This is a genomic window from Corynebacterium sp. HMSC073D01, from assembly GCF_001815555.1.
Taxonomy (GTDB): Bacteria; Actinomycetota; Actinomycetes; order Mycobacteriales; family Mycobacteriaceae; genus Corynebacterium; species Corynebacterium glucuronolyticum.
Genome location: NZ_KV821085.1, coordinates 1 through 13363, shown reverse-complemented (window position 1 = coordinate 13363; position 13363 = coordinate 1). Strand labels below are relative to the sequence as shown.

Here is a 13363-nt window from a genome sequence, read left to right as displayed (position 1 = left end):
AGGAGTTTTCTCATGCGCAAAGACCTCGTAACCCAAGGCGTCGATAGGCTACTGGGAGCTATTATCAGGGGCGAATTTGTCGCGGGCGATGCGCTGCCAAACGAATCCAACCTGGCGCAATACCTCGAGGTCTCACGCCCCACGATGCGGGAAGTAGTGCGCACGCTGGCTGAACGCGGGGTGCTGCAGGTCGTTCACGGTCGTGGCACCTTTGTCCAGCCACAATCGGAGTGGATCGATGTCCAGACCCTCGTTTATGCGATTTCCCAGCAGCTCGACGAACGGGAAGTGGGGCTTTACCTCACACAATTGCGGCGGATGCTGGAGGTCGGGTCTGCGGGGATCGCTGCCGAGCGCATCACCGACGGGGAGCTCGAGGGGATCAAGCAGACGGTGGATCGGTACCGGGAGGCTACCGATCCTGCTGAGGTGACCACCGCCGACGTTGAGTTCCACACGCGTATTCTGGAAGCGACAGGCAACCCGTTTATTAAGGCGGTCATCCTCCCCCTCCAGGACGCGCTGAGCAGCTCACGACTGATCACCAACTCGTACCGCGATATCCGGGTCCGTGCCCTCCACCATCACGAGACGATTCTCGCAGCTCTTGCCGCCCACGATCCGCAGGCGGCGAAGGACGCTATGCGCGCCCATATGAAGCAGACCGCCGAGGATATTCAGTCGTACATTGCGGGAGCTGATACCCCCGTTTCCCCCGGTGATGAATAGTTAGCGGGAGTTTGCCCCCACTTTCACCCCTGTTTACGTGAGGTAAACCACTTTTCTTTACGGAACTTTCTGGGTTCAGTACACTCAAACGTAGGTCCTCAGAGGTCTGTGTTCTAAGGAATTTTAGGAGGAAAACCCATGACTACATCCCTCACCGAGCTCACCGCTCGTTTCCACGCCCCCGCCACCATGGCGGCGAGTGAGGTTCCCGCACGCTCTGACGTGCTTATCGTCCTCGACGACGATCCCACCGGTACCCAATCCGTTGCCGACCTGCCGGTGCTCACCCGCTGGACGGCGAAAGACCTGGAGTGGGCGTTTGCACAGAACGCGCCGGCCATTTACGTGATGACGAATTCGCGTTCTCTCGACCCCGCTGACGCGAAGCAGATCAACATTGAGGTGGCCGAGGCGGCACTCGCTGCCGCCGGTGACCGCAAGCTCACTTTCGTGTCCCGCTCTGATTCGACGCTGCGCGGGCACTTCCCGCTCGAGCCCGATACCCTGGCTGATGTAAGCGGTGTGAACATCGACGGCTACCTCATCGTTCCGGCTTTCGGGGATGCCGGGCGCATCACCGTCGGTGGCGTGCACTACGCGGGAAGCGAGGAGGACGGGTTCGTCCCCGCTGCGGAAACGGAGTTCGCGAAGGACGCCACCTTCGGGTACATCCACTCCAGCCTGGCCGAGTGGGTCGAGGAAAAAACCAGGGGTGCAAAGAAAGCGGACGATGTCATCGTCATCGATCTCGACGACCTGCGTGGGGGTACGGCCCAGGACAAGCTTCGCGAGGCGCATGATCGGCAAGCGATCGCCGTGGATATTGTTTCGGAGGATGACCTCCGACTGCTCGCCGCCGCGCTGAAGAAGGCCGAGGACGCTGGTAAGCGCTTCATCTATCGCGTCGGACCGCCGTTCGTCCGCGCCGTCATCGGTCAGGATATTCCAGACGTTGTCACCCCAGAGAAGCTCCGCTCCGCCGGGGTCACCACGGATCACGTCAAGGGTGGGCTCATCGTCGTCGGTTCGCACGTTCCGACAACCACCCGTCAGCTCAACGCGCTTATCGACGCGAACCTGGCCACCACAACCGAGCTCAATGTGAAAACCGTATTGGAGGATGCAGAAGGCTACACGGACCGGCTCGCCTCGGAGATCTCCACTGCTCTGGAAAAGGGCAATGTCATCCTGCACACGTCCCGCGAGCTCGTCACCGGCAAGGACGAGGACGATTCCCTGCGGATCGCGCGCACCGTTTCGGAGGCGCTGGTGGGAACCGTAAACAAGGTGATCCACACGGTGATGCCGAAGTTTGTCATCGCCAAGGGTGGCATCACATCGTCCGACACCGCATCGAAGGGGTTGGAGATGACGCGCGCAACCGTCGTCGGCCCCATGCAACCAGGGATTATCAGCTTGTGGAAGGCCGAGGACGGCCCCGCACGCGGCATCCCTTACATCGTCTTCGCCGGCAACGTGGGTAACGACGATTCACTCGTCGACGTTGTCGAACGCCTAACAGCCAACTAACTAATCAAGGAGTAAAAATGACTACCACTATTACCGTCATCGGACTCGGCGCAATGGGCCTTCCCATGGCCACCAACCTCGCCGAAGACTTCACCGTCAACGGTGTTGACATCAACCCCGAACGCCTTGACCTGGCTAAAAAGGCAGGGATCACCACCTTCACTGATTCCCGCGCCGCCGTAGCAAACGCCGATGTCGTGCTCCTCGCCGTGCGTAACCAGGCACAGCTAGACGAAGCACTGTTTGGAACAAACGGCATCGTCGAGGCGATGCAGGACGGTGCCACCGTCCTGCTGACCTCCACCGTCGGGATCGCCGGTGTGGAAAAGTCTGCGGGCGAACTTGCCGAGCACAGCATCGATATTATCGACGCACCCGTTTCCGGAGGCCCTGTTCGCGCAGGCGAAGGCGACCTACTCGTTGTCGTGGGCGCGCACCCCGAGGTCGTCGAAAAGCGGAAAGATGTGCTGGAGAAAATGGCGGGCAACCTCGTCATCGTCGGTGACAAGCCCGGCGCGGGGCAGGCGATGAAGACCGTGAACCAGCTGCTGTGCGGCGTGCATATTGCTGCGGCGGGCGAGGCGATAGCACTGGCGGGCAAGCTCGGGCTGGACCAAAAGGCCGCGCTTGAAGCGCTGATGAGTGGCGCGGCGGCCAGCTTCATGCTCGGCGATCGCGGACCCCGGATGCTGCAGGCGTACAGCGAGGAGGGCGCTGAGGTGAAGTCGCGCGAGGACATTTTTGTCAAGGACATGGGCATCGTCACGGCGGCCGCAAAGTCTGTCGGTATTGCTGTTCCGGTTGCGGCGGCGGCTGAGCAACAGTACCTGCAGGGCCTGGCGCGTGGCCTGGCGGCCAAGGACGACTCGACCATCGTTACCATCGTCTCCCCGGATGACCCCTGCGGGGCCTAAGCCATGACTGGTCTATCACTCCTTGCACTCGGCACTGCCGCCGTCGCCATCCTGCTCATACTCGTCATCTGGGTGCGGATGCCGGCGTTCGTGGCGCTGCTCCTCGTCGCCGTTCTCACCGCTGCGGCATCCGGGATTCCGCTCACGGATGCCGTCGAATCGGTGACCAAGGGTGTCGGCGGAACGCTCGGTAACGTGGCGATTGTCGTCGGACTCGGCGCGATGCTAGGCAAGATGATTGAAGAATCCGGCGGTGCCGAATCCATTGCCCGGTACTTCACCGGCAAGCTCGGACCGAAACGGATCGCCGGCGCGGTCACCATGGCCGCCTTCATCCTCGGTATTCCCGTCTTCTTCGATGTCGGATTCATCATTCTCGCACCGATCATTTTCGGGTTCGCAGCCGTCGCCCGCCTCAACCCGCTGAAAATCGGACTGCCCGTCGCCGCGACGATGCTCACCGTCCACGTCGTTCTGCCGCCGCACCCCGGCCCCGTGGCCGTGGCCGAACTCCTCGACCGAGACATCGGCCTGCTGCTCACCATCGCCCTCCCCATCGCCGCCGTCACCGCAGCCATCGGGTTCTTCCTGGCTAAGCGGTTCAATTTGGACGGTGTCGTGCGGATGGAATCCCCCGCAGAGACCGACGAGGCCCGCGAATTCCCCCATCCGCCGTCGCCGTGGCTCGTCATGGGACTCATCGTCCTCCCCATCCTCATCATCATGGTGGGGACAACGGGCACCATGCTGACGGAGGAAGGCACCGCGGTGCACACCTTTGTGAAATTCTTCGGTGCCGCGCCGATCGCCCTGCTCATCGCCGTCATCGTGGCGTGGATCCTGATCGGCCGCCAACAATCCTGGAACCGGGAGCACTCCTCCGGAGTTCTCGACTCCGCGCTTCCTGCCGTTGCTGTCATCATCTTCGTCACCGGTGCCGGCGGCGGGTTCGCCAACGTGCTCGTGGAATCCGGAATCGGCCAGGTACTCTCCGACCTGCTTATCTCCTCCGGACTGCCGCTCATCCTCATGGGCTTCCTCATGTCCGCAGCGCTACGTGCCTCGCAAGGGTCAGCCACCGTGGCACTTCTGACCACCGCCGGGCTCCTCGCGCAGCCGATTGCCGATGCCGGGCTAAGTCCCGTCCAGGCGACGCTCATCATGATCGCCATTGGCTTCGGTGGCCTGGGGCTTTCCCACATCAACGACTCCGGTTTCTGGATTGTCACAAAGTACATGGGGCTATCCGTCAAGCAAGGTCTAAAGTACTGGACCTCGCTGTCCACGATCTTCGGCGTCGTCGGGTTTCTCATCACCTGGGCTGTGTACGCCGTGGTGTGAGTCAACGTTAGGCATGGCAATCCCGCAGTCTCGTATCCGAAGGCTGCGGGATTTTTCGTTGCTCGCGGGAACACCTCAGCCCCCTTAGACGGTAGGAGTAGCATCTCACAAGATGCAATTTTTTGGCATCTTTTGTAGAATTAGAGCCGGACCCGAAACAGGAGAACGCACCATGCTACTCGATCTCACCGTATCCAATTTTCTATCCATAGATGAACCGCTATCCCTCAACCTTGTCCCCGGTAGAGAACAGAAGTGGTCAAAGAATCTGCCTTACCTAAAGAAGTACCGCCGGAAAGTGAACCCCATTGCGGCGCTATTTGGCGCAAATGCTTCCGGCAAGTCCAACATACTCACCGCGTTGGCAACGCTTAAGAAGATTCTTCACACCCCGCCGCAAAATGGAGCATCTCTCTACTACTACCCATTCCAACTGCGAGAAGGTGCAGACACCGAACCGTCCACGTTCGAAGTTCTGTTTTCATTTGGCGACACGATCTACGAATACGTGATCTCCTACGATGCCACAGCTATCCAGGAGGAGAAACTCACTCGCTTCAATAGCTCGACGGAGACGGTGATTTTCTCCCGCGCCGCTTCCGCCCTGTCTGTCAATGAAAAGGCGGTGGACATCGATTCGCCTGAGGGGACCATCGAAACGCTGCTCACCACTGTCCCCTCGACTACACCGGTCCCCACCTATTTCGCCGCCTCATCCCTGCGGCCAAAGAAGGCCGGGGACAAGTCCCTCATTAGCGATATTACCGCCGCTTATCACTGGTCAAATCGCATAGTCGTTGTCGATACAGAGATGGCGAATCGCGAAATCACCTCCGGATATCCGAGCAACTGGACGTCGTCGATGCCGACTATCGACGCAGGAATCGTATCCGCAGATCGACACGAGGTATCCCTGGAATCGCTTCACCTACCCGCTGGGCTTCGTAATTGGATTAGCGACAGCCTCAATTCACTCGCGCGGGCAAATCGCCCCCCATCCGTCGATGCCGAATTTGGCGGAGATCGCTTCATCTTCAGCCTGATCGATGGAGAGATTAAGGCCGAGAAGGTCACGATGGTGCATAGTGGCGCCGATGGATACATTGGCAGCTTGCCGTGGAGCAATGAGTCCGACGGCACCAAGTCTGCCGCTCGCCTGTTCACACAGTTCTCCGCCCTCATTTCCAATGACTATCCCGTCATTTTGGCGATTGACGAGTTGGATCGAAGCTTCCACACTGAGCTTTCTCGCGCACTTATCAACGGCTTCCTCCAAGCATGCACGCCTGCGGGGCGGTCGCAACTTATTTTCACCACTCACGACCTCATGCTGATGGATCCCACCCGGCTGAGGAAAGACCAGATGTGGCTGGTGGAGAAGCTGGATGGTGCCACGACGCTCACGGCAGTGTCTGAGTTTGAGGGGCTGCGCAGCGACAGGGATATTCGCAAGAGCTACCTCCAAGGCAGGCTCGGCGCGATTCCCGTGATTCCGCCACTGGATTTTTCCCAGCAGGAGGCCTAGATGAGCTCTCGTGACAAACTCAATAGGAATCGAAAGAGAGCAAACAAACGCAAGCTTAAGGCACTTTTCGGCATTGTTGTTGAGGGAGAGACGGAAGAGAAGTATTTCAATCGTTTCAAAGGGGCGAATGTCAAGGTCAAAGTCGTCCACGACAGGCCCGACCCGGAATCGCTAAGCAAGCAAGCTGAGAAACTAGTTCAGGAGTTCAAGGACCGTGGCGAAATTCGTTCTGGAGATCAATTTTGGATAATCTCTGACAAAGATCAATACACCGCCGACCAGTTGGAGGTTCTTTTTACGTGGGCGAGGCGGCGGAGTGATCGCAGCCTCGGCTTCTCAGTGCCACAGTTTGAGTTTTGGCTCCTTCTCCACTACGAAAACGGTAACGGCGTCGCGACTCAAAAAGACTGCATGTCCAGGCTCAAGGCTGCTGATCCTCGCTATCAAAAGAACAATCTCTCATCGGTTCAATTCACCGAGGCTCAGATAAAGGCCGCGGTGAAGCGAGCCAAAAGATTCCAGAAATTACCGTCTACATACAGCGCATTCACACACAATGGCCTCGACAGAGCAGGGTTCACGTCGGTGCACGTGCTGGTGGAAAAGCTCCTTGAACACACGTACGTAGCGAGCAGACGGTGACCAGAGGAGCGTCGACAAGCTAAAAACGTCCCCACCGACCCCGCACGCTTCCCCTGTGCGCGGGACCGATGGGGACGTAAAGCTGCCCACCTCGCGGGCGCCAGCCCCTCATGTAGCTGGCGCCCGCAAGACTAGGCCTTCCATGTAAGGAAGTAACTATCGTCGTCAAGGGCCACGGATTCGCGCAGGCTATGGCGACTGGGTTTAACGGGGCGGGCGATGGGATTCTCGCCTGCGTCGGCGTACGGGAGGAGCTCGCGCACCGGAACCACCGACTCACCTGGAACAATGACACCGATCGAGGGGTCGAGATCGAGGAGGGCTTGGCGGCATGAACCGCAGGGGGCGACGATGTGGCCGTCGGAAAGCGAAGCAATAGCCTCAATCTGGGCGTAGGGGTGCTCGGCAGTAAGCTGAGAAAGAGCGATGATTTCCGCGCAGACCGGGCCTACACCTGTAGCAACAACGATGTCGCCAGCAGCAGTGAGGACACCGGCGGCGGTCGCACCACCCCAGGTGACGCTGTGCACCTTCCGGAGCAATTCGTTTTTGTCCCATGCGTTCATAAGCCTCATTTTAGAAGAATTCTTAATCCGTTACTTACTTTCCTCTCAGTATTTTCTTAGTGTCTCGTTCCTCCAGGTCAGGAGCACCTTTTGCACGCGAATTGCTACATTTTTTACCCCCATTAAGGGGCGGACGTGACGATCGCCGAGAATCTTCCTACCATGAAAAAGGACTGCCCGAAACACCCCAGAGGAGCTGGCCAGCGTGAATCCTGGACCCCAGGAATCCGACGAAGAAGCATATCGACCCCAACCAATCGTGGGAACCTACAGCGTGGACGACCCATCCACCTACGGACACCACACCTCCGCCCCACCGCAGGTCAATCGACCAGTCCTCGGGTGCTCCATGGCGGGCATCCTCGCGCTCACGGCGTGGGCATTCTTCGCGCGCGAATCCGCCGCAACGTCCCTAGCAGCGGTAACGGGTTGGATCTCCACGAACCTCGGGTGGTTCTACATCCTGACCGCAACCGTCGCGGTGGCGTTCGTGGTCTACGTGGCCATTGGCAAGACCGGAACCATCCGGCTCGGCCCCGACCACTCGCGCCCACAATTCGGCATCTTCTCCTGGTCAGCCATGCTATTCGCGGCCGGAATCGGCGTCGACCTGATGTTCTTCGCCGTCGCCGAACCAGTGACCATGTACTACCACCCACCGCAAGGAAACGGAATGACCAGGTCAGCGGCAGAGGACGCCGTGGTCTACGCCATGTTCCACTACGGCATCACCGGCTGGGCGCTCTACGCACTCATGGGGATGGCGTTTGGCTACTTCGCATACCGCCTCAACATGCCGCTAGCGCTGCGGAGCGCCCTGTACCCGCTGCTTGGAAAACGGATCCACGGGGCGGTTGGGGACAGCGTCGACATCGCAGCGACGCTCGGCACCGTATTCGGCATTGCTGCATCCTTGGGAATCGGCGTAGTACAACTCAACTACGGGCTGAAACTGATCTTCGGGCTATCCGAGGGGCCCGGCGCGCAATCCATCCTCGTTGTGCTGGCGGTGGGAATCGCCACGTTATCGGCGGTATCCGGGGTGGACAAGGGCATTAAACGGCTCTCCGAGGTAAACGTCTTTCTGGCGATCGGCCTCATGGTGTACGTGGTGGTCGCGGGGAAAACTGCATTCCTGTTCAACGCCATCATCATGAACATCGGCGACTACGTGGTTAAATTTCCCAGCTGGACGCTAGACACCTACGCCTTCTCAGAAACCACCGAGGCGACGCAGGAGTGGCTGCAATCCTGGACCCTCTTCTTCTGGGCCTGGTGGGTCGCGTGGGCACCATTTGTTGGCCTGTTTTTAGCGCGGATTTCCAGGGGGCGGACGCTACGGCAATTCGTCGCCGGGACGCTGACCATACCGTTTATCTTCGTGCTGCTATGGATGAGCTTCTTTGGCAACTCCGCACTGGACCGGATTCTAGGCGGCGACTCGGCATTTGGGTCGATTGCGGTAAGCGAACCGCAACGCGGATTCTACGAGCTCATCGCCTCGTACCCCGGCGGAGCGGTGCTCGTGTTTTTGGCGACCGTCGTCGGCCTGCTGCTCTACATCACCTCCGCGGACTCGGGAGCCCTGGTATTGAGCAACTTCACCTCGCGGATTACCGACTCACAACAAGACGGCGCCACCTGGTCACGCATCCTCTGGAGCATCATTATCGGGGCACTGACACTAGTCATGCTGCAAATCGACGGCGTGGCGACGGTGCAGTCGGCAACAATTGTCATGGGGCTGCCGTTCACGGTGGTCATCTACATGATCATGGCAAGTCTGGTGAAATCCCTCCGCCTCGAGGCATACCAAACCAAATCACGCACAGTCGCGCTACACGGTGCCATGAGCGGCCGCACCGGCGCACAATCATGGCGTGCACGCCTCCGACGGGCCGTAACGTACCCAACGGCCTCTAAGGTGCAGGCGTACATGACGGACGTGGCCCGGCCGGCATTGGAAAAAGTAGCGCGTGAACTGGAGAAATCCGGGCTTAAGGTAACTCTCCTGCACTCGGCGATACCCGGCTGCCCCATCAGCCAGCTGGATCTGGGCGTTGAGCTGGGGGAAGAAAAAGATTTCCGGTTCCAGGTCTACCCCGTCAAATCCGACGTCCCCGCCTTTGGCGCCCGGCGCGCCAACGCGCCCGACACGTACTACCGCCTCGAGGTATTCGACCTGTCTGGATCGCTGGGATACGACGTCTACGGATACCCCGAGGAAGCGCTCATCGACAACGTCCTTGACCTCGTCGAGCGGCACTTCGAGTTCATTCATATGCAGGCCGACCTGTCCGGCAGCTCCGACCTCTCCGATGGGGCGGAGCCGTACCGGACGTGGACGGATGAGGAGTGATGGCTACTTGTAAATTCCCTCGGCAGCGGAGAGCTCGGTGGCGGGCTGCAGGGGGTTGGGGGCGTCGTCGGGCTCGGGAATCAGGCCGGGGCGGGCGTGGTCCTCGATGGAGTCGATGAAGTCCTGGGGCGGGGCGAAGAAGTTGCCGCCGGTGAGGGCTGTCGAGAAGTCGAGGATGCGGTCGTAGTTGCCGCGGGGCTCGCCGATGAACATGCGGCGGAGCATGAGCTCGGTGATGCGGACGTCCTTGGCGTAGCTCATGAAGAAGGTGCCCTGGTCACCGGCGGCGGAGCCGAAGGCGAGGTTGTCGCGGACGATCTCGAGGGAGTTGCCGTCGGCGTCCTTGACGCTGTTCAGCGCGACGTGGGAGTTGTGGGGCTTGATGTCCTCGGAAAACTCGATGTCGTCGTACTTGGTGCGGCCGATGGTCTTCTCCTGCTCCTCGACGGGGAGGGAATCCCAGGCGTGCAGGTCGTGGATGTATTTCTGCTCGACGATGTAGGAGCCACCGGCCCAGGGGCCGTCGGGAATGAGGGCCGCATCGACGGCGTCGAGGTCGATGGGTGACTCCGTGCCGTCGACAAAGCCGAGGGGATCGCGGTTGTCCATGTAGCGGAAGGCCTGCACCTCGTCGGAGGACGCGGTCGCTCCGTCGAAGGCGGTCATAATGCGGCGGGCGAGCTCGAAGCAGCGGTCGAACTCCTGGGAACGGATGTGGAAGAAGAGGTCACCGGGGGTGGACGGCGCGAGGTGGCTGCCCTGGATCTCGCGGAAGGGGTGGAGGCCCGCGGGCTTTTCGACGCCCAGAGCCCGGTCCCAGAAATCAGATCCGATACCTGCTACGCAGCTCAGCTCGGCCTCCGGGGCACGGTAGCCGACAGCGTTGGTGAGGCCAGAGACGCTGGCCAGCGCGCCGAGGGCGGCGGCCTCCTCGCCGTCCTTAATGCACAGAGTGAGGAAGATCGCGCTCTTACGCGGTGCCTGCACAATGTCTTGAGCCTTCTTGATAACGTCCACTATTTTGCCTCCACTTTTGGCTTGGGTTCAACTGCGAGGACCTCGTCACCTGCGGAAACCTCCTGGCCGGAGACGAACGTCGGCAGCGGGATGATGTCCCCCAGCTTCTTATGATTTGAGATTACCATTGGCGTGGTCACCTCGTAACCGGCGGCGGTGATGGCGGGGATGTCGAACTCGCACAGGAGGTCGCCCTTCTTCACCACATCGCCCTTTGTGACGTGCGGGGTGAAGTGCTCCCCGTCCAGGTTGACAGTATCAAACCCGATATGCATGAGGATGTCGATGCCGCCGCCGCGGACGGCGTACGCGTGGCCGGAGGGGAAGGTGACGGTGACCTTGCCGTCGATAGGCGAACGAAGCTCGCCGACGGTCGGGGTGACCGCCACGCCCTTGCCGAGCTTACCCTGGGCGAACATGGGATCCGAGACCTCGGCGAGGTTGATGGCTTCGCCGGTCAGGGGGGAAACAAGATGAGTAGCGGCGGAGGAGGGGGCGACCGCAGACGGGGGCGCGTCCGGGTCGATGGTGCCATGCTTGGCGATCATGTAGCGGCCGGCGACAAAGGCCGCGATGAAGGACAGGATGAAGGTGATCACGGCGCAGACGAGGAACATCGGGATATCCGTGGCGCGGATGGACACCGCACCAATGAAGCCTGCGGCACCCAGGGCCACGGCCTTGATCTGGAAGATGGCGATGAGGGCACCGCCGATAGCAGCGCAGGCCATGCCCGTGTAGAACGGCCAGCGCAGGCGCAGGTTGACACCGAAGATCGCGGGCTCGGTAATGCCGAAGATCGCCGAGATACCGGAGGAGCCGGCCAGCCCCTTGAGCTTCTCGGACTTGGCGTGGAAGTAGACGGCGAGCGCGGCGGCACCTTGAGAAATGTTGGCCATGGAGGCCGTCGCAAAGATAAAGGAACCACCTTGCTTGAACAGCTCAAGCTCGACCGGCGGGAACGACTGGTGGAGACCCGTGATGACGATGGGCGAATAGACCAAGCCGAAGAGGAAGCCACCTACCGGACCACCGAAATCATAGACGTTCTGGAGACCGACGATGAGGGCGTCGCCAAGCCAACGCATGAAGGGGCCGACGGCGATGAAGGTGATGAAACCGGTGATGAGCAGCGTCAATACTGGCGTGATGAGGAAGTCAGCGGTGCCTTTGAGTTTTGAGTGGAGGAACTTTTCGATCGTGGCGAGGATCCAGGCGACGGCGAGGACCGGGAGGACCGAGCCCTGGTAGCCGGCCTGCGCGACGGAGAGACCGAAGAGGTCCCAGTACGCCATCGAGCCGTCGTTCATCGCATTTGCTACCTCGTAGCCGTTGACGAGCGCCGGGGAGACCATCGCCATGCCGATGCCCGCGCCGAGGTACTCGTTGCCACCGAAGCGCTTCGTCGCGGTGAAGCCCACGAGGACCGGGAGGAACGCGAACGGCGCGGAGGCCAGGAGGTTAACCATCTGGGAGGCGCCCTCGATGGCGGGGAACATTTGCACGAGTGACTGGGGGCCGAAGAGGCCTTCCGCAGTCAGGACGTTGTTGAGGGCCATGAGGAGGCCGCCGCCGACGAGGATCGGAATGAGCGGTACGAAGATGTCCGAGAGGACCTTGATCGCGCGGGTGAACCAGTTGCCCTGTTTCGCGGCGACGGATTTTAGCTCCTCGGTGGAGACGGCGATGTTCTTGGAGGTTTGCTTGTCCATCTCATCGAAGACGATGTCCACGTCGCCGGGACCCACGATGACCTGGAACATGCCGCCCGTTTCGAAGGTGCCCTTCAGATCCGGGTCATTGTCCAGGGCGGCTGTGTCCACCTTGTCCATATCTTTCAGCACCATACGCAGGCGCGTCGCGCAATGGGCGACGCCAACAATGTTCTGCTCGCCGCCGATGGCAGCGAGGACGCGTCGGGCTACGTCCTTGTGTTCCATGCAACAATCCTTTTTTGGTTGTGACTAACTATTTCTCATTTTGGAGTTTCAGCCTTTATAAATCAACGGATTGTGTGGTTTCGGGCATGGGGTTATGTGTGGGGTTTGCGAGGGGGTACCATGCGCGGGTTTAGCTGGGTGTCCTAGGCGGTGACTTTTTGAAGAATAGGCGCGTCGGTGATGCGGTGAGCACCACACGCGTTGAAAGCCCCGGCCGGGCTTTCGGGTGTTCAGGGCATGCCGGATGGCGCGGCTTTCGTCGGGCTGGGGTTTTTGCATGAGCTGGTGGAAATTGTGGGCACTAAGCGGATGGTCGGTAGCCTGCTTCTTGCGGAAAACCGCGAAGTGGGTGAGGTCTTTAAAGAAGCTGTTCGGAGAGCTACGGGCCTTCAATGCGGCTGCAAAATCTCTGCCAACATCCAAAATATGGCAGAAGATCCAGCCCCCGACGTACGCACTAAAGTGACCTAACTCTGGGAAAACGCGTCGCGGGAAGCACCACACGCGTTGAAAGCCCGGCCGTGGTGGCCGGGCTTTCGGGTGTTCTGGGCATGCCAAATGGCCCGAGTGTGTGCTCGGGCTTTTGGCGTGGGGGGTTATCCGGGTGGGCTGGGGTCGATGGGCATGCCGAGTTGCATGCGGGCAAGACGCACCGCACCGCCTTGGGCGCACGGGTGCATGTTCAACTGGAGCGGCCCACCGAACGCAGGCTTCCAATACTCCAGGCCGTTGATTCTCACCATGTGACCATGCTTCGGTTTGTCTAGGTCATCATCGTTAATGCCATTGTGGTAGTCACA

At 60.2% G+C, this 13363-nt stretch carries 11 protein-coding genes and 1 pseudogene; 8 read left to right on the top strand and 4 right to left on the bottom strand.

Annotated features, from left to right (window positions below; translation table 11 throughout):
- The first annotated feature begins 12 nt into the window (after positions 1–12).
- The 6 genes from HMPREF3044_RS11765 (at position 13) to HMPREF3044_RS11740 (ending at position 6681) form a co-directional block, all read left to right on the top strand.
- Positions 13–729, top strand: coding sequence for a FadR/GntR family transcriptional regulator (locus tag HMPREF3044_RS11765; protein WP_005391295.1), 717 nt, complete (start codon positions 13–15; stop codon positions 727–729).
- 138 nt (positions 730–867) lie between these two features.
- Positions 868–2259 (top strand): four-carbon acid sugar kinase family protein, encoded by a 1392-nt coding sequence (locus tag HMPREF3044_RS11760; protein WP_070741988.1) that lies wholly within the window; start codon positions 868–870, stop codon positions 2257–2259.
- A 17-nt stretch (positions 2260–2276) separates the two neighbouring features.
- Complete coding sequence (locus tag HMPREF3044_RS11755; protein WP_070741985.1) at positions 2277–3173, top strand: NAD(P)-dependent oxidoreductase; 897 nt, start codon at positions 2277–2279, stop codon at positions 3171–3173.
- 3 nt (positions 3174–3176) lie between these two features.
- A complete protein-coding gene (locus HMPREF3044_RS11750; protein ID WP_070741982.1) occupies positions 3177–4514 on the top strand; it encodes a GntP family transporter in 1338 nt (445 codons plus the stop codon).
- A gap of 172 nt (positions 4515–4686) precedes the next feature.
- Positions 4687–6039: an AAA family ATPase gene (locus HMPREF3044_RS11745; RefSeq protein ID WP_005392963.1), complete on the top strand. Its 1353-nt coding sequence runs from the start codon at positions 4687–4689 to the stop codon at positions 6037–6039.
- Positions 6040–6681: an RloB family protein gene (locus tag HMPREF3044_RS11740; RefSeq protein WP_070741978.1), complete on the top strand. Its 642-nt coding sequence runs from the start codon at positions 6040–6042 to the stop codon at positions 6679–6681.
- A 131-nt stretch (positions 6682–6812) separates the two neighbouring features.
- Here the strand turns inward: HMPREF3044_RS11740 and HMPREF3044_RS11735 are convergent, their stop codons facing one another.
- The gene (locus tag HMPREF3044_RS11735; RefSeq protein WP_231286119.1) at positions 6813–7247 is read right to left on the bottom strand and encodes a cytidine/deoxycytidylate deaminase family protein; all 435 of its coding nucleotides are present in this window, start codon (positions 7245–7247) and stop codon (positions 6813–6815) included.
- 196 nt (positions 7248–7443) lie between these two features.
- On the opposite strand from HMPREF3044_RS11735, the gene betT reads away from it, so the two are divergent.
- Positions 7444–9606: a choline BCCT transporter BetT gene (gene betT, locus HMPREF3044_RS11730; protein ID WP_276542567.1), complete on the top strand. Its 2163-nt coding sequence runs from the start codon at positions 7444–7446 to the stop codon at positions 9604–9606.
- A 3-nt stretch (positions 9607–9609) separates the two neighbouring features.
- Here the strand turns inward: betT and HMPREF3044_RS11725 are convergent, their stop codons facing one another.
- The gene (locus tag HMPREF3044_RS11725; protein ID WP_070741972.1) at positions 9610–10623 is read right to left on the bottom strand and encodes a Dyp-type peroxidase; all 1014 of its coding nucleotides are present in this window, start codon (positions 10621–10623) and stop codon (positions 9610–9612) included.
- A complete protein-coding gene (locus HMPREF3044_RS11720) occupies positions 10623–12563 on the bottom strand; it encodes a sucrose-specific PTS transporter subunit IIBC (protein ID WP_070741969.1) in 1941 nt (646 codons plus the stop codon). The genes HMPREF3044_RS11725 and HMPREF3044_RS11720 overlap by 1 nt, the downstream gene beginning before the upstream one ends.
- A 237-nt stretch (positions 12564–12800) precedes the next feature.
- Between HMPREF3044_RS11720 and HMPREF3044_RS13180 the strand changes: the two genes are divergently transcribed.
- Complete coding sequence (locus HMPREF3044_RS13180; RefSeq protein WP_034988533.1) at positions 12801–13034, top strand: hypothetical protein; 234 nt, start codon at positions 12801–12803, stop codon at positions 13032–13034.
- Between the two features lie 125 nt (positions 13035–13159).
- Here HMPREF3044_RS13180 and HMPREF3044_RS11710 read toward each other — a convergent pair.
- Positions 13160–13363: pseudogene (locus tag HMPREF3044_RS11710) on the bottom strand (HNH endonuclease); the annotation flags it as partial.

What these genes read in the sequence shown, in the direction of transcription:
- HMPREF3044_RS11745 (WP_005392963.1), top strand. Translation starts at nt 4,687, where the DNA reads ATGCTACTCGATCTCACCGTATCCAATTTTCTATCCATAGATGAACCG.
- HMPREF3044_RS11750 (WP_070741982.1), top strand. Translation starts at nt 3,177, where the DNA reads ATGACTGGTCTATCACTCCTTGCACTCGGCACTGCCGCCGTCGCCATC.
- HMPREF3044_RS11760 (WP_070741988.1), top strand. Translation starts at nt 868, where the DNA reads ATGACTACATCCCTCACCGAGCTCACCGCTCGTTTCCACGCCCCCGCC.
- HMPREF3044_RS11755 (WP_070741985.1), top strand. Translation starts at nt 2,277, where the DNA reads ATGACTACCACTATTACCGTCATCGGACTCGGCGCAATGGGCCTTCCC.
- HMPREF3044_RS11735 (WP_231286119.1), bottom strand. Translation starts at nt 7,247, where the DNA reads ATGAACGCATGGGACAAAAACGAATTGCTCCGGAAGGTGCACAGCGTC.
- HMPREF3044_RS11720 (WP_070741969.1), bottom strand. Translation starts at nt 12,563, where the DNA reads ATGGAACACAAGGACGTAGCCCGACGCGTCCTCGCTGCCATCGGCGGC.
- HMPREF3044_RS11740 (WP_070741978.1), top strand. Translation starts at nt 6,040, where the DNA reads ATGAGCTCTCGTGACAAACTCAATAGGAATCGAAAGAGAGCAAACAAA.
- HMPREF3044_RS11765 (WP_005391295.1), top strand. Translation starts at nt 13, where the DNA reads ATGCGCAAAGACCTCGTAACCCAAGGCGTCGATAGGCTACTGGGAGCT.
- HMPREF3044_RS13180 (WP_034988533.1), top strand. Translation starts at nt 12,801, where the DNA reads ATGCCGGATGGCGCGGCTTTCGTCGGGCTGGGGTTTTTGCATGAGCTG.